The sequence below is a fragment of the Limnohabitans planktonicus II-D5 genome (genome assembly GCF_001270065.2).
Classification (GTDB): Bacteria; Pseudomonadota; Gammaproteobacteria; order Burkholderiales; family Burkholderiaceae_C; genus Limnohabitans_A; species Limnohabitans_A planktonicus.
In genome coordinates this window covers 1-17040 of sequence record NZ_LFYT02000033.1, presented here as the reverse complement: position 1 = coordinate 17040, position 17040 = coordinate 1, and the positions used below count along the sequence as shown (strand labels likewise).

The 17040-nt window shown below is 60.4% G+C and carries 16 protein-coding genes; 14 read left to right on the top strand and 2 right to left on the bottom strand.

The window, feature by feature from the left end; genetic code table 11:
• Nucleotides 1–3 precede the first annotated feature (3 nt).
• From H663_RS38340 to H663_RS38290, 11 genes are all read left to right on the top strand, one after another.
• A complete protein-coding gene (locus tag H663_RS38340; RefSeq protein ID WP_053170181.1) occupies nucleotides 4–771 on the top strand; it encodes a GntR family transcriptional regulator in 768 nt (255 codons plus the stop codon).
• A 28-nt stretch (nucleotides 772–799) separates the two neighbouring features.
• Nucleotides 800–1966 carry an ABC transporter substrate-binding protein gene (locus tag H663_RS38335; RefSeq protein ID WP_053170179.1) on the top strand — a complete coding sequence of 389 codons (1167 nt, stop codon included), beginning with the start codon at nucleotides 800–802 and terminating at the stop codon, nucleotides 1964–1966.
• A 599-nt stretch (nucleotides 1967–2565) separates the two neighbouring features.
• Nucleotides 2566–3432, top strand: coding sequence for a branched-chain amino acid ABC transporter permease (locus tag H663_RS38330; RefSeq protein WP_053170177.1), 867 nt, complete (start codon nucleotides 2566–2568; stop codon nucleotides 3430–3432).
• A 13-nt stretch (nucleotides 3433–3445) separates the two neighbouring features.
• A complete protein-coding gene (locus H663_RS38325; RefSeq protein ID WP_053171503.1) occupies nucleotides 3446–4426 on the top strand; it encodes a branched-chain amino acid ABC transporter permease in 981 nt (326 codons plus the stop codon).
• Between the two features lie 11 nt (nucleotides 4427–4437).
• Nucleotides 4438–5205: an ABC transporter ATP-binding protein gene (locus H663_RS38320; protein WP_240620574.1), complete on the top strand. Its 768-nt coding sequence runs from the start codon at nucleotides 4438–4440 to the stop codon at nucleotides 5203–5205.
• Nucleotides 5206–5704: 499 nt separating this feature from the next.
• Nucleotides 5705–6436, top strand: a complete 732-nt coding sequence (locus H663_RS38315; RefSeq protein WP_053170173.1) for an ABC transporter ATP-binding protein — start codon at nucleotides 5705–5707, stop codon at nucleotides 6434–6436.
• Between the two features lie 41 nt (nucleotides 6437–6477).
• Nucleotides 6478–7530 carry an aromatic ring-hydroxylating oxygenase subunit alpha gene (locus tag H663_RS38310; protein ID WP_053170171.1) on the top strand — a complete coding sequence of 351 codons (1053 nt, stop codon included), beginning with the start codon at nucleotides 6478–6480 and terminating at the stop codon, nucleotides 7528–7530.
• A complete protein-coding gene (locus H663_RS38305) occupies nucleotides 7527–7835 on the top strand; it encodes a 2Fe-2S iron-sulfur cluster-binding protein (protein ID WP_053170170.1) in 309 nt (102 codons plus the stop codon). Before H663_RS38310 ends, H663_RS38305 begins: the two co-directional genes overlap by 4 nt.
• Nucleotides 7836–8020: 185 nt before the next feature.
• On the top strand, nucleotides 8021–8971 hold the full coding sequence (locus H663_RS38300; RefSeq protein WP_053170168.1) for an AEC family transporter: 951 nt from the start codon (nucleotides 8021–8023) through the stop codon (nucleotides 8969–8971).
• A gap of 134 nt (nucleotides 8972–9105) precedes the next feature.
• Nucleotides 9106–9987, top strand: coding sequence for a dienelactone hydrolase family protein (locus H663_RS38295; protein WP_240620576.1), 882 nt, complete (start codon nucleotides 9106–9108; stop codon nucleotides 9985–9987).
• Between the two features lie 71 nt (nucleotides 9988–10058).
• Entirely contained in the window at nucleotides 10059–10880 is an 822-nt protein-coding gene (locus tag H663_RS38290) for a ZIP family metal transporter (RefSeq protein WP_053170164.1), read from the top strand.
• Between the two features lie 207 nt (nucleotides 10881–11087).
• Here the strand turns inward: H663_RS38290 and H663_RS38285 are convergent, their stop codons facing one another.
• Nucleotides 11088–13166, bottom strand: a complete 2079-nt coding sequence (locus tag H663_RS38285; RefSeq protein WP_053170162.1) for a DEAD/DEAH box helicase — start codon at nucleotides 13164–13166, stop codon at nucleotides 11088–11090.
• A gap of 263 nt (nucleotides 13167–13429) precedes the next feature.
• Complete coding sequence (gene orn, locus H663_RS38280) at nucleotides 13430–14014, bottom strand: oligoribonuclease (protein ID WP_053171501.1); 585 nt, start codon at nucleotides 14012–14014, stop codon at nucleotides 13430–13432.
• 136 nt (nucleotides 14015–14150) lie between these two features.
• Between orn and H663_RS38275 the strand changes: the two genes are divergently transcribed.
• The 3 genes from H663_RS38275 to rsgA are packed head-to-tail and all read left to right on the top strand — an operon-like array spanning nucleotide 14151 to nucleotide 16705.
• Nucleotides 14151–15410 (top strand): M48 family metallopeptidase, encoded by a 1260-nt coding sequence (locus H663_RS38275; protein WP_053170160.1) that lies wholly within the window; start codon nucleotides 14151–14153, stop codon nucleotides 15408–15410.
• The gene (locus H663_RS38270; RefSeq protein ID WP_053170158.1) at nucleotides 15407–15724 is read left to right on the top strand and encodes a 4a-hydroxytetrahydrobiopterin dehydratase; all 318 of its coding nucleotides are present in this window, start codon (nucleotides 15407–15409) and stop codon (nucleotides 15722–15724) included. The genes H663_RS38275 and H663_RS38270 overlap by 4 nt, the downstream gene beginning before the upstream one ends.
• Entirely contained in the window at nucleotides 15725–16705 is a 981-nt protein-coding gene (gene rsgA, locus H663_RS38265; protein WP_053170155.1) for a ribosome small subunit-dependent GTPase A, read from the top strand.
• The last annotated feature ends 335 nt before the right edge of the window (nucleotides 16706–17040 follow it).

Here is a 17040-nt window from a genome sequence, read left to right as displayed (position 1 = left end):
CTCATGAGCACATCACCCGTTCGCACTGTGGATACCGACTTGGCCGAAGCAGGCGGCTCGCAAGCCGTCAAGGCCCAGCAGCGCCTGCGTGAATGGATTTTGGCGGGCGATTTGCCCTCGGGTGCCCGCATTGCCGAGTTGGCGTTGGTCGATCGCCTGGGCATGTCGCGCACGCCCATTCGCGCCGCGCTGATGCACCTCAAACAAGAGGGTTTGCTGGAGCCGCTGCCCGGTGGTGGCTATGCGGTGCGCACTTTTTCTGAACGCGAAGTGGCCGATGCGATTGAACTGCGCGGCACGCTGGAAGGCTTGGCCGCCCGCCTGGCCGCCGAGCGGGGTGTGCGCCCTGCCTTGATCCAGCAAGCGCGGTTGTGCCTGGACCAGATTGACGCGGTGCTGCGTGCCTCGGCCTTGGACGACGAGACGTTTTCTGCCTACGTCGAGCTCAATGGTCAGTTCCACAAGCAGTTGTCCGAGATGGCCGACAGTGCGGTGCTGGCCCGTGAGATTGAACGGGCCTCGAGCTTGCCTTTTGCCTCGGCCTCTGGTTTTGTGGGCGTGCACATCCATGACAGTCAAGCGCGCGACACCCTGGTGGTGGCGCAGCACCAGCACCGCCAGGTGTTGGACGCCATTGAGCGGCGTGAAGCCGGGCGGGCCGAAGCCCTCATGCGCGAACACTCGCGCATTGCCCGGCAACACATGCAGCTGGCCTTACGGAACCCTGCGGCATCGGGCACGCCCGGTGTGCAACTCATCAGACCTTCCTGAATTCAGATTTTTAACGAGGAGACAGAGCATGCACAAACGTCAATTTTTGAGCGCCATCGCTTGCGCGACCCTGGCCATGACCGCCTCCACGGCGATGGCGCAAGACAAATTCAAGATCGGCCTGATCTTGCCCATGACCGGTCCGTTTGCCTCCACCGGTAAGCAGATCGAAGCTGCAGCCCGCCTGTACATCGCGCAAAACGGGGACATGGTGGCGGGCAAAAAAGTCGAGCTGATCGTGAAAGACGACACCAGCGCTGCTGACGTGACCAAGCGCTTGGCGCAAGAGATGGTGGTCAATGAAAAAGTCAGCGTGCTGGCGGGCTTTGGTTTGACACCGCTGGCCTTTGCGACCGCTCCGATTGCCACGCAGTCCAAAACCCCCATGGTGGTGATGGCCGCAGCCACCTCCGCCATCACGCAAGCCTCGCCCTTCATCGTGCGCACCAGCTTCACGCTGCCGCAAGCGGCCGTGGCCATTGCCGACTGGGCGCCCAACAACGGCATCAAGAAAGTGGTGACCTTGGTGTCCGATTACGGCCCCGGCATCGACGCCGAGAAGTTCTTCAAAGACCGTTTGTTGTTCAACGGAGGCCAGGTGCTCGACAGCCTGCGCGTGCCCATGCGCAACCCCGACTTCGCGCCTTTCCTGCAAAAAGTGCGTGACTTGAAGCCCGACGCGGTTTATGTGTTCGTGCCCTCGGGCGCAGGCGCGGCCTTGATGAAACAGTTTGCCGAGCGCGGCATGGACAAGGCGGGCATCAAGCTGATCGGCACCGGTGACATCACCGATGACGACATCTTGAACAGCATGGGCGATGTGGCCAACGGCGTGGTGACTTCGCACCACTATTCGGCCTCGCACAACTCGGCTCTGAACAAGAAGTTCGTGGCGGCTTTTGAAAAGGCCAACAACGGCCTGCGTCCCAACTTCATGGCCGTGGGCGGTTATGACGGCATGCGCGTGATCTACGAAGCGGCCAAGGCCAGTAAAGGCGCAGGCGGCGAGGCTTTGCTCGACGCGATGAAAGGCCAAGTGTTTGAGAGCCCCCGTGGCCCCATGTTCATCGACGCGCAAACCCGCGACGTGGTGCACAACATCTACATCCGCAAGGTGGAGAAGGTGGGGGGGCAGTTGTTCAACCAGGAATTCGCGACCATCAAGGACGTGAAAGACCCGGGCAAGAGTCGGTAAACGGCTGTTGAGCGCAGTGATGCGCTCGTGGTTTGCATGAACTGGATTGCCACGTCGCTTCGCTCCTCGCAATGACGATTTCCCCGTCATTGCGATCGCTTGCCCCGTCAATGCGAGCGAAGCGCGTCAATCCAGTTCTTCGTGTCACAAGGAGTCTGTATCCCGTCATTGCGAGCGAAGCGCGTCAATCCAGTTCTTCATGTCACAAGGAGGCTCTATCCCGTCATTGCGAGCGAAGCGCGGCAATCCAGTTCTTCATGTCACAAGGCGGCTCTATCCCGTCATTGCGAGCGAAGCGCGGCAATCCAGTTCTTCGTGTCACAAGGCGGCTCTATCCCGTCATTGCGAGCGAAGCGCGGCAATCCAGTTCTTCGTGTCACAAGGAGTCTGTACCCGTCATTGCGAGCGAAGCGTGGCAATCCAGTTCTTCGTGTCACAAGGAGGCTCTATCCCGTCATTGCGAGCGAAGCGCGGCAATCCAGTTCTTCGTGTCACAAGGAGTCTGTATCCCGTCATTGCGAGCGAAGCGCGGCAATCCAGTTTTTCGTGCACCCCTGTCTGATTTTTGAAATGACCCCGCGAACCCCCGGTAATCGACCATGTTGACCATTCTTTTCGACGGCATCGCCTACGGCATGTTGCTCTTCATCTTGGCCGTGGGCCTGTCCGTGACCATGGGCTTGATGAACTTCATCAACCTGGCGCATGGCGCTTTTGCCATGGCGGGTGGCTACCTCACGGTGGTGCTGATGCAGCGCTTTGAGCTGCCTTTTTTGTGGTGCCTGCCGCTGGCCTTTGTGGCCACGGCTTTGCTGGGGGCGGTGCTGGAGCGCACGCTGTACCGGCACATGTACAAGAAGCCCCACCTCGATCAGGTTTTGTTTTCGATCGGTCTGGCTTTCATGTCGGTGGCCAGTGTGGACTATTTGATGGGCTCGCAGCAGCAGATCATGCAGTTGCCCGATTGGCTGCGGGGCCGCACCGAGTTGTGGGACGGCGCCTTGGGCATGGGCCACTACCGCCTGTTCATCATCGCGGTGTGCGCAGCGCTCACCGTGGGATTGCAATTCATCTTGGCCAAAACCCGCTTTGGCAGCCGCTTGCGGGCCAGTGTGGACGATGCCCGCGTGGCCGCAGGGCTGGGCATCCGCGTCAATTTGATCTTTGCCGCCACCTTTGCCGTGGGCTCGGGCCTGGCCGGCTTGGGCGGGGCGCTGGGCGCTGAAGTGCTGGGCTTGGACCCGACCTTTCCGCTCAAGTTCATGGTGTACTTTTTGATCGTGGTGGCCGTGGGCGGCACCTCGTCCATCACCGGGCCGTTGTGGGCGGCGCTGCTCTTGGGTATTGCCGATGTGGCGGGCAAGTACTACATGCCCAAGCTCGGTTCCTTCATCGTGTACTCGCTGATGATCGCGATTTTGATCTGGCGTCCGCAAGGGCTGTTTGTGCGCAAGGGAGGTCGCTGACATGAACAAACCCATGGATGCTCGTCAACAACTTTTATCCTCTGCCCGCATGCGCGGCTGGGAGCCTTTGGTTTGGCTGGTGGCGTTTGCCTTGCCCCTGCTGGTGCCGGGCCAAGCGCTGATCGTCAACGAGGTCGCCATCGTCGCTTTGTTCGCCGTGTCGCTCGATCTGGTGCTGGGCTACACCGGCATCGTGTCGCTGGGCCATGCGGCGTTTTTGGGTTTTGGAGCTTATGCCTCGGCCTTGTTTGCCAAGCATGTGATGCCCGACCCCGTGGTCGGCCTCTTGTTTGGCACCTTTTGCGCCACGCTGCTGGGCGCGGCCTGCTCGCTCACCATCTTGCGCGGCACCGACCTGACGCGGCTCATGGTCACGCTGGGCATGGCGTTGATTTTGATGGAGCTGGCCAACAAGCTGGACTGGCTGACGGGCGGCTCGGACGGTTTGCAGGGCGTGATGATGGGTCCGGTGCTGGGCCGTTTTGAATTTGATTTGTATGGCCAGACTGCGGCCTGGTATTCGCTGACGGTGTTGCTGATTTTGTTTGTGCTGGCGCGGCGCTGGGTGCATTCGCCCTGGGGCGCCACGCTCATGGCGGTGCGCGACAACCCGCTGCGGGCCATGGCCATTGGCATTCCGGTGCACAACCGTCTGGCCGTGGTCTACACCGTGGCCGCCGCATTGGCTGGCGCTGCAGGGGCCTTGATGGCGCAGACCACGGGCTTTGCATCGCTGGATGTGTTTGCTTTGGAGCGTTCGGCCGACGTGATGCTGATGCTGGTCATCGGTGGTGTGGGTTGGCTGTATGGCGGGGTGGTCGGCGCGGTGGTGTTCAAGCTCATGCACGACGTGATCGCGGGCATCACGCCACAGTACTGGACGTTTTGGATCGGCCTGTTTTTGGTGGTGCTGGTCATGGTCGGGCGTGAGCGTTTGATTCGCCCTTGGCGGTGGTTTGGCCGCACTGCGGATCAGAAAGGTGGTGCGCTATGAATCAAGCTGTGATGAACGCACCCGTCGTCTTGAAGGCCCAGGGACTCGTCAAACAATTCGGTGGCATCACTGCCACCGACAACGTGAATCTGGAGCTGCGTCTGGGCGCCCGCCATGCGCTGATCGGCCCCAACGGCGCGGGCAAGACCACGCTCATCAATTTGTTCACCGGCGTCTTGCCGCCCACCTCGGGCCGCATTGAGTTGCTCGGCGTTGACATCAGCCAGCTCGCGCCGCACCTGCGGGTGCGCCGAGGCATGGTGCGCACTTTTCAGATCAACCAGCTGTTTGCCAGCATGACGCCTTTGCAAACGCTGGCCATGGTGGTGTCGCAGCAGCGCGGCTTGGGCGGGCGTTGGTGGCAAAAGCTGGGGCAAGACACCGCCGTGGTCGAGCGCTGCGAAGCTTTGCTTGAATTGTTTCGCCTGACTGAAGTCATGCACCAGCGCACCGAGCATTTGGCCTACGGCAAACGCCGCTTGCTGGAGATGGCGATTGCGCTGGCCTGCGAGCCCAAGGTGCTGCTGCTCGACGAGCCGGTGGCCGGTGTGCCTGCGGGCGAACGCGAAGAGCTCTTGCAAACCGTGGCGGCGCTGCCCGCCGAAGTGTCGATCTTGCTGATCGAGCACGACATGGACCTGGTGTTTGAATTTGCCGACCGCATCACCGTGTTGGTCAACGGTGCGGTGCTCACCGAAGGCACGCCCGAAGCGATCGCCGCCGACCCGCAAGTCAAGGCCGTGTATTTGGGGCATGGCGAGGAGGTGGTCCATGGCTGACTACTGTCATGTAGGAGCTTGCCCTGCAAGCGATAGGCTGCGGACCGCAAACCTCGAATCGCCAGCAGGGCTGGCTCCTACAGAGGGGGGCTGCTGCATGACGACGTTGCTGAAATGCCAAGGGCCGATGGCTGATCTGTTTTGTGTAGGAGCTTGCCCTGCAAGCGATGGACCGCGGACCGCAAACCCCGAATCGCCAGCAGGGCTGGCTCCTACAGAGGGGTCTGCTGCATGAAGACGTTGCTGAAATGCCAAGGGCCGATGGCTGATCTGTTTTGTGTAGGAGCTTGCCCTGCAAGCGATGGACCGCGGGCCACAAACCTCGAATCGCCAGCAGGGCTGGCTCCTACAGGGGGTTCTGCTGCATGACGACGTTGCTGCAATGCCAATGGCCGATGGCTGATCTGCTTTGTGTAGGAGCTTGCCCTGCAAGCGATGGACCGCGGACCGCAAACCCCGAATCGCCAGCAGGGCTGGCTCCTACAGATGAGGGCTTTTTATGACGACATTGCTGCAAGTCGAGCAATTGAGCGCCGGTTACGGTGAAGCCGTGGTGCTGAACGACATCAGCCTGTCGCTGGGCGAAGGCGAAACCTTGGCCTTGTTGGGCCGCAACGGCACTGGCAAAACCACGCTCATGGACACTTTGGCCGGGGCCACGCGTCAGCACGGCGGGCAAATCTTTCTGGGCGGCCAAGCGCTGCACACCTTGCCTTCGCACGAGCGGGCGGCCGCTGGGATTGGCTGGGTGCCGCAAGAGCGCAACATTTTCAAATCGCTCACGGTGCAGGAAAACCTGACCGCAGTCCAACGGCCTGGGCGCCATTGGCATGGCAGCCGCGCTTGGACGCCCGAGCGCGTGTACGAGTTGTTCCCGCGTTTGGCCGAGCGCAAAACCAATCTGGGCACGCAGTTGTCGGGCGGTGAGCAGCAGATGTTGGCCGTAGGCCGGGCGCTGGTGCTCAACCCGCGCTTGCTCTTGCTGGACGAGCCCCTCGAAGGCTTGGCACCAATCATCGTGGAAGAGCTGCTGCGTGCCATTGCCCGCATCACCCGCGAAGAGGGCCTGTCGGCCATCATCGTGGAGCAGCACCCGCAAGCGATTTTGAAGATCAGTCACCGCGCGGTGGTGTTGGACCACGGGAGGGTGGTGCACGCCAGCGATGCCGACACGCTGCGAGAGAACCCAGATCTGCTGGACAGCCTGCTGGGCGTGGCCCGCAAGCTTTGAACGAGCGCTTTGAAGAAGAGTTTTGAACAAGAGAGGACAAGATGTTCATCAAAAATACCTGGTATGTGGCCTGCGCCTTGAGCGAACTCGAAGCCCTGGGCGACAAGCCGCTGGGCCGCACCATTTGCAACGAAAAAATGGCCTTCTTCAAAGGCCCGGACGGCCGTGTGGCGGCGGTGGAAGATTTTTGCCCGCACCGGGGCGCGCCCTTGTCGCTGGGCAAGGTGTGCAAAGGCCATTTGCAGTGCGGCTACCACGGCTTGGAAATGGGCACGGATGGCAAAACCGTGCAGATGCCCGGCCAGCGCGTGCGCGGCTTTCCGGCCATCAAAGCGTTTGCCGTGGTTGAGCGCTATGGCTTTGTCTGGGTCTGGCCGGGTGACCCCTCCAAGGTCGAAGAATCGAAGATGCCGGTGTTCGAATTTTTTGAAAACCCCACCTGGGCCTATGGCGGTGGGCTCTACCACGTCAAGGCCGATTACCGATTGATGATCGACAACCTGATGGACCTGACGCACGAGACCTATGTGCACGCCAACAGCATCGGCCAGCCCGAGATCGACGAGGCGCCTTGCACCACCACGGTGGCGGGTGACCAGGTCGTTTTGCAGCGCCACATGACGGGTATTCAGGCACCACCGTTTTGGCAAATGGCCATGAGCGCCAATGGTCTGGACCCGCAGGCCAAGGTGGACCGCTGGCAAATCTGCCGCTTCACGCCGCCCAGTCACATCATGATCGACGTGGGCGTGGCACTGGCAGGCAAGGGCGGATTTGACGCCGCGCCCGAACACAAGGCCTACAGCGTGGTGGTGGACTTCATCACCCCCGAGACCGAGACCTCCCACTGGTACCACTGGGGCATGGCACGCCAGTTCAAGCCGCACGATGCTGAGCTGACCGCCAAGATCCGTGCGGGCCAAGGCGGCATCTTCAACGAAGACATGGAAATGCTGCAACTTCAGCAAGCGAACATCAGCCAATGGCCAGACCGCAAACTCTTGATGCTCAACATCGACTCCGGTGGTGTGCAGTCTCGCCGTATCATCGAGCGTTTTCTGGCCTTGGAAAACACCCCCGTCGTCACCGCATGAACACCACAGACCTGACCCAAACCCCGATCGCAGCCGATGGCCGTTTTGAAGTGCAGTTGCAAAAGAGCGGCCAAATTTTGCAGATCAGCAAAGACCAGTCCATTTTGAAAGCGCTGCAAGACGCCGGGCATGACGTGCCGTTTTCTTGCTCGGAAGGCATCTGCGGCACTTGCCTGACAAACGTGGTGGCGGGCACACCCGACCATTGGGACAGCTACCTCACCCCCGAAGAGCAAGCTGCCAACACCCAGATGCTGATTTGCTGCTCTCGCAGTCAGACGGCAAGCTTGGTGCTGGATTTGTGATGCGCAAAGCCCGGGGGGATGGCCTTCTTCTTCATCCTTCTTTGCGTCTTTTTTGTTTCGGTTTACGCGCCAAGCCCTCTGCGTCCACTGCTCTTGCGCCAGCGATACGGGACTGGCTTGTCGTTGTCAGACCCTCAGCCATTGCCCATGCATGTGCTGGGCACCAGCACAGACTTGACTGAACCATGAACGCCATTTTGCAAATTTTGGGCATCACCGGCCCGATTTACCTGGTCATAGCGCTGGGTTATGTGTTCACCCGCCAGGGCATGTTTGCCAAGGCCGACATGCAAGTGTTTGGCAAGTTCACCCTCAACCTCGCTTTGCCCGCTTTGCTGTTCAATGCCTTGTCGCAGCGCAGTCTGGGCGAAATCCTCAATGCCGACTACTTGCTGGCTTATGCGCTGGGCTCGATGGTGATGATTTTGGGGGGGCTGTTTTGGGCCCGCAAGGTGCTGGGGCACAGCCTGAGCTACAGCAGCATGATGGCCATGGGTATGTCGTGCCCCAACAGTGGTTTTGTGGGCTATCCGATCATCTTGTTGAGCTTTGGTCCCGTGGCCGGTGTGGCGCTGGCGCTGAACATGATCGTGGAAAACCTGCTGATGATCCCGGTGTTGTTGGCTGTGGCCGATTCAGTAGACGGCCAGCGTGGGCAATGGAAACAGGTGCTGCGGCAAACGCTCACGAACCTGGTGAAGAACCCGATGATCTGGGGCATCGTTGGTGGGTTTGTGTTTTCCTGGTCGGGCTGGACCCTGCCGGCAGTGCTGGGACGCACGATCAACCTGTTTGCACAGGCCAGCGCGGTTTTGTCCTTGTTTGTGATTGGCGGCGCGCTGGTAGGTCTTAAAGCTGATGGACTCAAGGGCACGGTGTCCCAAATCGCTGTCGGCAAATTACTCCTGCACCCCCTGGCCATGTGGGCCGTACTGGCTTGGCTGGTGCCCATTGCTGATCCGGCCTTGCGCTCGGCGGCATTGCTCACAGGGGCCTTGCCCATGCTGGGCATCTACACTGTTTTGAGTCAGCGCCACGGACACGGTGCGATCAGCGCTGCTGCCTTGCTGGTGACCACTGTGGGTTCTTTTTTTACCCTCAGTGGATTGTTGTGGCTGTTGCAACAACACCCATGAACCACTGGAAAGATCTGTTCTTTCATTCGGTGGTGACTGGCTGAATTCCAGAGCACAGCAAGATGGCGAGGTCTGTGCAAAGATGCCCCTTTTTTGACCGAAATCACAGGAGACACACAGTGAACCATGATCTGATGAATGACACGCAGGCTTTGCTGGGAGGCCGCATCGAATCTTCCGGGGCCACCCGCCGCTTGGCCTTGCAAGCGGCTTTGGGCGTGGGTTATGCAGCGGCTGCGGCGCCTGTCATGGCGCAAACGGCCATCAAAACACCGGCTGCCGGGCTGGTTTCGGGCGAGGTGACCATTGATGTCAATGGTTTCAAGATGCCTGCTTACCGCAGCGCCCCCGCTGGCAAAACAGGCTTGCCGGTGGTGCTGGTGATTTCCGAAATTTTTGGCGTGCATGAATACATTGCCGATGTCACACGCCGCCTGGCGCAGGCAGGCTACATGGCGATTGCCCCCGAGTTGTTTGTGCGTCAGGGCGACCCCAGCTCATATGGCGAAATTGCCAAACTGCAAGCGGAGGTGATTTCCAAAGTGCCCGATGCCCAGGTGATGGCTGATTTGGACGCGACGATGGCCTGGGCGGGCGCAAACGGCGGCGATACCCAAAAACTGGCCATTACCGGTTTTTGCTGGGGCGGGCGCATTGCGTGGTTGTATGCTGCGCACCAGCCCAAACTCAAAGCCAGCGTGGCTTGGTATGGCCGCTTGGTGGGGGCTGCAACTGCCCAAACGCCCAGTCATCCGCTCGATCTGGTGGACAAGATCAAGGCACCGGTGCTGGGGCTTTATGGGGCTGCCGATACCGGTATTGCGCTTGACACGGTGGATAAGATGAAAGCAGCCTTGGCCCAAGGCAGTGCCGCAGCCAAAACCAGTGAATTTGTGGTTTATCCTGATGCACCGCATGCATTCCATGCCGACTACCGTCCCAGCTATCGCAAAGCGGCAGCGGAGGACGGTTGGCAGCGATTGCTGACTTGGCTCAAACGCCAGGGCGTGGCCTGATTTTGAAAAAGCAACAGCCGCCCTTCGGGGCGGTTTGTTTGATGGGTGCTCGGTGCACTCTTAGGAAAAAGATGACTTTATTGGCGATTTTGTTGGGTACTTTGGTTGCGGGCATTGGCAGCGTCTGGCTGGCGGCTTGGTTGAGCTTTGGGGTTATCAGCCGCTATACGCAGCACATGCTCAGCCTGGCTGCAGGCGCTTTGCTGGCAACAGCTTTTTTGCATCTGCTGCCCGAGGCTTTTGAAAGTGGCATCGAAGCGCATGCCTTGTTCATGACCTTGCTCTTGGGCTTGGTGTTCTTCTTTTTGCTCGACAAGGCCGAGTTGTGGCACCACGGGCATGAACACAACCATCAGCATGGACACCACTCAGCAGGGCACCTTCATGCTGAAGAAGATCACCCCAGTCATGCCCACCACACCCACACCCCAAGCCGAGGCCCCGTCGGTCAGTGGGCGGTGTTGGCAGGCGACAGCGTGCATTGTTTTGGCGATGGCATCTTGATTGCCTCTGCTTTCATGGCAGACATGCATTTAGGCTGGCTGGCGGCGCTGGCCGTGCTGGCCCACGAAGTGCCGCACCACGTGGGTGATCTGGTGGTGTTGCGTGAAGGCAGTGGCAACCGTCAGGCCGCGGTGCTCAAAGTGTCGATGGCCGGTGCCATCACGGCCTTGGGTGGCGCAGTGGGTTATGTGCTGGTGGATGCCTTGCACGATGGACTGCCTTATTTTTTGGTGGTGGCCAGCAGCAGTTTCGTTTATGTGGCCTTGGCTGACTTGATTCCTCAACTGCAAAAACGCCTGACGGCCCGCGAGACGGCGGCACAAGTCATGTGGCTGGCGCTGGGCATGGGCATGGTGATGCTGGTCAGTGCTTTTGTGCATACCCACTGATCTGACGGGCGCTCTGACTATCGAGTTTCACATCAGCGCAGACGTCTTGTCTGGGGCGGCACTTGCAGTGCCCGAGGTGTGACCCCTCTGATCTCTTCGCCCCTTGGGGATGCACACAAAAAAAAGGCCTTGCGCGTGAGCGCAAGGCCTTTTGACTGAAGCAGATTGTCAACGAACGGGGCTGTTTAAAGCCCAGCCCGCCCCATCTCAGCCGCGTGTGATTTTCAGCACGCGTGTGCCACCGCGCTTGCCCGCAGGGCCTTCGCCTGCAGCGTGGGGTTTGAAGTTGCTGGCACCGAACTGCTTGGGGCCACGGGCGAACTTGTCACCGGCTGCGCCGCGAGGGGCTGGGCGGGTGGCGTTGCGGTTGTCACCGCCACGGTCTTCCCAGCGGCCACCTTGACGTGGACCGTCCTGGCGGGCGTCTTGGCGTGGGGCAGGGCGGCTGTCGCCTTTGTCCCAAGGGTGGGCAGGTGCGCCGCGCTGCTCAAAGCGGTCACCGCCGCGGTGTTCACCACGGGGGGCGTCAAAACGGCCACCGTCTTTGCGGGCATCGAAGCGGGGTTCGCTGCGCTGCTCAAACCGGGGCTGCTCGTCGCGGAAGTTGCCACGCGGGGCGCGGTTGTCAAAGCCACCGCCATCGCGATCACGGTTGCCACCGAAGTCGCGGCCACCGGGGGCGGGACGGCCGCCACGGAAACCACCGCCTGCATTGGCGTAGTTGCGCTCGCCGCCAAAGCGGTCACCGCCACGGCCCATGGGCTTGCGGGCTTCGGGCATGCGCACTTTGGGCTCCAGGCCTGGAATCACTTCGGCCTTGAAAGGCTGGCGTGTGTAGGACTCGATGTCACCGATCTTGCGGCGGTCACGGATTTCGGCAAAGGTCACGGCCAGGCCATCACGACCAGCGCGGCCTGTGCGGCCAATGCGGTGGGTGTAGTCCTCGGCCTTCATCGGCAAGCCGAAGTTGAAGACGTGGGTGATAGTGGGCACGTCGATGCCGCGAGCGGCCACGTCGGTTGCCACCAAGATTTGCACCTGGCCATTGCGCAGCGCCATCAGGCGGCGGTTGCGCATGCCTTGGCTCAAGGCACCGTGCAGGGCCACAGCCGAGAAGCCGTCTTGTTGCAGGTCAGCGGCCAAGCCGTCGCACTCGATTTGGGTGCTGGAGAACACGATGGCCTGGTCGATCGTGGCGTCACGCAACCAGTGGTCAAGCATCTGGCGCTTGTGTTGGGCGTTGTCGGCCCAAAACAGCACCTGCTTGATGTTGTTGTGCTTTTCCTGCGGGTTGTCGATCTGGATTTTCTGGACCGAAGAACCACCGTCGTGCATCACGCGCATGGCCAGTTGCTGAATGCGCGGCGCAAAGGTGGCGCTGAACATCATGGTCTGGCGGCGCTGGCTGGTCAGGTCGTTGATGTCGGCCAGGTCGTCCGAGAAGCCCAGGTCCAGCATGCGGTCGGCTTCGTCGACCACCAAAAATTGCACTTGGTCCAGCTTGATTTGCATGGAGCGCTGCAGGTCGAGCAAACGGCCGGGGGTGGCCACGACCAGGTTGGCGTTTTGCAACTTGGCAATCTGCAATTGGTAAGGAATGCCGCCGACCACGTTGGCCACGCGCAGACCGCGTGTGTGCTTGACCAATTCGATGGCGTCTTGCGCCACCTGTTGGGCCAATTCACGCGTGGGGCACACGATCAGGGCACCAGGCGTGGGGGCCTTGAAGTTGCGGGGGTTGGTGGGGTCTTTGCGCTTGGCACGCTTGGGGGCGGGCTCGCCCTTGGCGGCAGCGTCGGCGCAGGCTTGTTCGAATTCGGCGCGTTCAGCCGCTTCTTGTTCGGCCATTTGCTGGATCAGGGTGTGCAGCACGGGCAGCAAGAAGGCGGCGGTTTTGCCGCTGCCGGTCTGGCTGGAGACCATCAGGTCGGTGTAGCCATTGGACTTGCCGTCCTTGGAGCCACCGGCTGTGGGCAGGGCCAGGGGAATGGCGCGCAATTGCACGGCGGTGGGCTGGGTGTAGCCCAGATCGGCCACGGCCTGCACCAGCTCGGGGGCCAGGCCCAGTTCGATGAATCCATTGGGCACGTCGGCGACGGCTTCCACTTCTTCGGCTGCTTCAGGGGTGAGTTCAGCGGCTGGCTCGGGGGTGATTTCGGCCGCTGCGGCGGCCATGATTTCAAGGGCCAAGTTGCTTGCTGCAGCTTGTGCAGTCGACTCGGTGGCCATGGATGTGATTTCGGCAGGCGACAAGTCGTCCTGCACTGTGTTCAAAGTGTCGGTCATGTGTGTATCAAAAAACTCGCACGGAACAACGACCGCCAACAGGAAACTGTTGCATAGGGTCTTAGCACCGCAAGGTTGAAAAAACATCAACCATCAAACGGTGCTCGCGAGGGGCGCTGGGCGTGGAGCCTGGCCGCTGTGAGTGACCCTATCTTTGGGTCAAGGCATGAAGGGAGATGTAAGAAATGCTGCACCTGAAATGCAGCAAGCCCGCGATTATGGCACGTCTGCGTACAAATCGCTAGGGTTTTCCCTGAAAAAAATCACAGTCGGATGAAATGCTCGCGGTAATGCGCCAATTCGTCGATGGATTCGTGCACATCGGCCAGCGCGGTGTGCTTTTGTTGCTTCTTGAAATTGGCATACACCTCGGGCTTCCAGCGGCGAGACAGTTCCTTGAGCGTGCTCACATCCAAATTGCGGTAGTGGAAAAACGCTTCCAGCTTGGGCATGAACTTGACCAGAAAACGACGGTCCTGACTGATGGTGTTGCCGCACAGGGGGGAGGCGCTCTTGGGCAGGTACTTTTTCAGAAAGGCCAGGATCTGTTCTTCGGCATCGGCTTCGCTCGTGGTGGAGGCTTTGACCTTGTCGATCAAGCCGCTTTTGCCGTGGGTGCCCTTGTTCCACTTGTCCATTTGGTTGAGCAGCTCGTCGCTTTGGTGAATCACCAGCACAGGCCCTTCGATGCGGGGCGTGAGGTGTGGCCCGGTCACGATCACGGCGATCTCCAGCAGACGTTCTTTTTCGGGGTCGAGGCCCGTCATTTCACAATCGATCCAGACCAGGTTTTGGTCAGACTTGGGCAGCTGTGCCGCTTCTTGGGGGGTGGTGTTCACATCAGACATGCGGGGATTGTCGCTGATGCGCACGAGCTTCATCGCCCAACGATGGGCATGCGCGCATGCATGGATGATGCCAAGGCCCTGTGGACTCAAGCCCTTGCCAACATCAGCCAGACAAGGCCGCTTCTACAATACGCCGATGAACCCTTCCCTGACTTTGACCTTGACGCTGGTGCTCGCTTTGCTGGCGCATGTGGCGCTTAAATTTTGGCTCAATGCCCGCCAAGTGCGGCATGTGGCACGCCACCGAAGCGCGGTGCCACAAGCCTATGCCGACACCATGAACTTGGCAGATCACCAAAAAGCGGCCGATTACACCCTGGCCAAAGCGCGTCTGTCGCAAATCGACATCGCGCTGGATGCCGCCGTTTTGCTGGGCTGGACCTTGCTGGGCGGCCTGGATGCGCTGAACCAGGTACTGTTGGGCTGGATGGGCCCGGGCATGGCGCAGCAAATCGCGCTGGTGCTGGGCTTCACGCTGGTCGGCGGTCTGATCGGATTGCCCCTGTCGCTCATGCAAACCTTTGGCGTTGAGCAGCGTTTTGGCTTCAACAAGATCACACCCGCTTTGTGGCTGGGCGACATGGCCAAAGGCCTGGCGCTGGGTTTGGTGCTGGGCCTGCCGCTATTGTGGGTGGTGCTGTGGCTCATGCAAGCCGGGGGCTCCTGGTGGTGGCTGTGGGCCTGGGGGGTGTTGGTGGGCTGGCAGTTGTTTTTGATGGCCATTGCGCCCAACGTGATCATGCCGCTGTTCAACAAATTCACGCCTTTGGAAGACGAGTCGCTCAAGGCCCGCGTGCAGGGCCTGATGCAACGCGCAGGCTTCACCGCCAAAGGTTTTTTTGTGATGGACGGCAGCCGCCGCTCGGCGCACTCCAATGCTTTTTTCACAGGCTTTGGGGCGAGCAAGCGAGTGGTGTTTTTTGACACCTTGCTCAAGCAATTGAGCCCGGCTGAAATGGAAGCGGTGCTGGCCCATGAGCTGGGCCACTTCAAGCACAAACACATCGTGAAAATGATGGTGACCAGTTTTGCCATGACGTTGGCCGGTCTGGCGCTGCTGGGCTGGTTGGCGCAGCAGGTTTGGTTTTACACAGGCTTGGGCGTGATGCCCAATTTGTCGGGCAGCAACGATGCGCTGGCGCTGGTTTTGTTCATGTTGGTGACGCCCGTGTTCACTTTGTTTTTTGCGCCCGTGTCTTCTTGGCGATCGCGCCAGCAAGAGTTCGAGGCCGATGCCTATGCCGTTTCGCAATCCCCGGGCGCAGACTTGTCTTCGGCCCTGCTCAAGCTGTACCAGGACAACGCCTCGACCCTCACGCCCGATCCTTGGTATGTGAAGTTTTATTACTCGCACCCCCCGGCCAGCGAGCGTTTGCTGAGGATGAAAACCGCATGAGCACCCCAGAAGTGAGGGCTCTCAAGCCCACCGAGATCATCATGGCACTGAGCCAAATTTCGGGTTGGGGCTTGTCGGGCGATGGCGACAACATTGCCATTGAAAAGACCTTTGAGTTTGCCGAGCACACACACGCACTGCTGTTCGTCAACAGCGTGGGCTGGTTGTCTGAAAAGCTCAACCACCACCCCGAGCTGGTGTTGACCTACAAACGTTGTGTGGTGCGCTGGAGCACGCACGATGTGCGCGGCCTGAGCCGACTCGATTTTGAGGCGGCCACCCAGACCGACGCCTTGTTAGCGGCAAAAGCCTGAATGAACAAACCCAAAACACGACCGGCCTTGCCCCAGGCCCACGATCTGGAGCCGGGCTTGGTGGTCGCCACCTATGGCCGCCATTGTTTGGTGGAGACGCCCGAAGGCCGACGCCTGATTTGCCACCCCCGGGGCAAGAAAAACCAGGTGGTGGTCGGCGACCAGGTGCTGTGGCAAATCGCAGGCGACGAAGGCAGCATCGAAAAACTGCAAGACCGCCGCAACCTGTTTTACCGGCAAGACGAAATCCGCACCAAATCCTTTGCAGCCAATCTGGACCGCGTGCTGATCTTGATCGCCGCCGACCCCGAATATTCAGAAAGCCAACTCTCACGCGCCTTGGTGGCGGCCGAAGCCGAACGCATCACGCCCATCATCGCGCTCAACAAGAGTGATTTGGCTCAGCCCTTTGCCCAAGCTTGGGAGCGCCTGGCCCCTTACCGCGCCATGGGCTACAGCGTCATGCCCATCAGCCTGAGCCCGCGCAGCCCAGTAGCCGACGACGGCGTGGCCGCCTTGTGCAAGCATTTGCAGGGCCTGACCACTTTGGTGCTGGGGCCGTCGGGCAGTGGCAAAAGCACGCTGATCAACCGCTTGGTGCCCGATGCGCTGGTCGAGACGGGTGAGATTTCGCTGGCGCTCAACTCGGGCAAGCACACCACGACCAGCACGCGTTGGTACTGGGTGCCCGCGCTGGATGGGTCTGCTGAAGATGGCGCTGCTCGGACGGCCTTGATCGATTCTCCTGGCTTTCAGGAATTTGGCTTGCACCACATTGAGCCCACCCGCTTGGCTGACTGCATGCCCGATTTGCGCCAGCATTTGGGGGGCTGCAAGTTCTACAACTGCACGCATTTGCACGAGCCCGGATGCGCTGTGCTGGCGCAGGTCGAAACCGCCGAGCACCCCGGCACCATCAGCGTGCGCAGGCACCGCATTTACGCGCAGCTGTTTGATGAACTCAGCCAGCAGCGCTGGTGAGTATCAACGTCGGACTCTGCGAGTACCGACCTACGGGGCGCGCTGTTTGTAGCTCGGCGGCTTCAGCCCCGACATGGGCCAGTGCCGGAGCCAGCATTGTCGTAGCTGAAGCTGTCGACCTACGGGGCGCGGTATTCGTAGGTCGGCGGCTTCAGCCCCGACATGGGCCAGTGCCGGAGCCAACATTGTCGGAGCTGAAGCTGCCGACCTACGGGGCGCGGTATTCGTAGGTCGGCGGCTTCAGCCCCGACATGGGCCAGTGCCGGAGCCAGCATTGTCGGAGCTGAAGCTGACCTACGGGGCGCGGTATTCGTAGGTCGGCGGCTTCAGCCCCG

Bases quoted from the DNA above. Each gene is read 5' to 3' on its own strand.
- H663_RS38310 (WP_053170171.1), top strand. From the start codon at position 6,478: ATGTTCATCAAAAATACCTGGTATGTGGCCTGCGCCTTGAGCGAACTC.
- H663_RS38285 (WP_053170162.1), bottom strand. From the start codon at position 13,166: ATGACCGACACTTTGAACACAGTGCAGGACGACTTGTCGCCTGCCGAA.
- rsgA (WP_053170155.1), top strand. From the start codon at position 15,725: ATGAACAAACCCAAAACACGACCGGCCTTGCCCCAGGCCCACGATCTG.
- H663_RS38315 (WP_053170173.1), top strand. From the start codon at position 5,705: ATGACGACATTGCTGCAAGTCGAGCAATTGAGCGCCGGTTACGGTGAA.
- H663_RS38270 (WP_053170158.1), top strand. From the start codon at position 15,407: ATGAGCACCCCAGAAGTGAGGGCTCTCAAGCCCACCGAGATCATCATG.
- H663_RS38275 (WP_053170160.1), top strand. From the start codon at position 14,151: ATGAACCCTTCCCTGACTTTGACCTTGACGCTGGTGCTCGCTTTGCTG.
- H663_RS38340 (WP_053170181.1), top strand. From the start codon at position 4: ATGAGCACATCACCCGTTCGCACTGTGGATACCGACTTGGCCGAAGCA.
- H663_RS38335 (WP_053170179.1), top strand. From the start codon at position 800: ATGCACAAACGTCAATTTTTGAGCGCCATCGCTTGCGCGACCCTGGCC.
- H663_RS38320 (WP_240620574.1), top strand. From the start codon at position 4,438: ATGAACGCACCCGTCGTCTTGAAGGCCCAGGGACTCGTCAAACAATTC.
- H663_RS38290 (WP_053170164.1), top strand. From the start codon at position 10,059: ATGACTTTATTGGCGATTTTGTTGGGTACTTTGGTTGCGGGCATTGGC.
- H663_RS38325 (WP_053171503.1), top strand. From the start codon at position 3,446: ATGGATGCTCGTCAACAACTTTTATCCTCTGCCCGCATGCGCGGCTGG.
- orn (WP_053171501.1), bottom strand. From the start codon at position 14,014: ATGTCTGATGTGAACACCACCCCCCAAGAAGCGGCACAGCTGCCCAAG.
- H663_RS38300 (WP_053170168.1), top strand. From the start codon at position 8,021: ATGAACGCCATTTTGCAAATTTTGGGCATCACCGGCCCGATTTACCTG.
- H663_RS38305 (WP_053170170.1), top strand. From the start codon at position 7,527: ATGAACACCACAGACCTGACCCAAACCCCGATCGCAGCCGATGGCCGT.
- H663_RS38295 (WP_240620576.1), top strand. From the start codon at position 9,106: ATGAATGACACGCAGGCTTTGCTGGGAGGCCGCATCGAATCTTCCGGG.
- H663_RS38330 (WP_053170177.1), top strand. From the start codon at position 2,566: ATGTTGACCATTCTTTTCGACGGCATCGCCTACGGCATGTTGCTCTTC.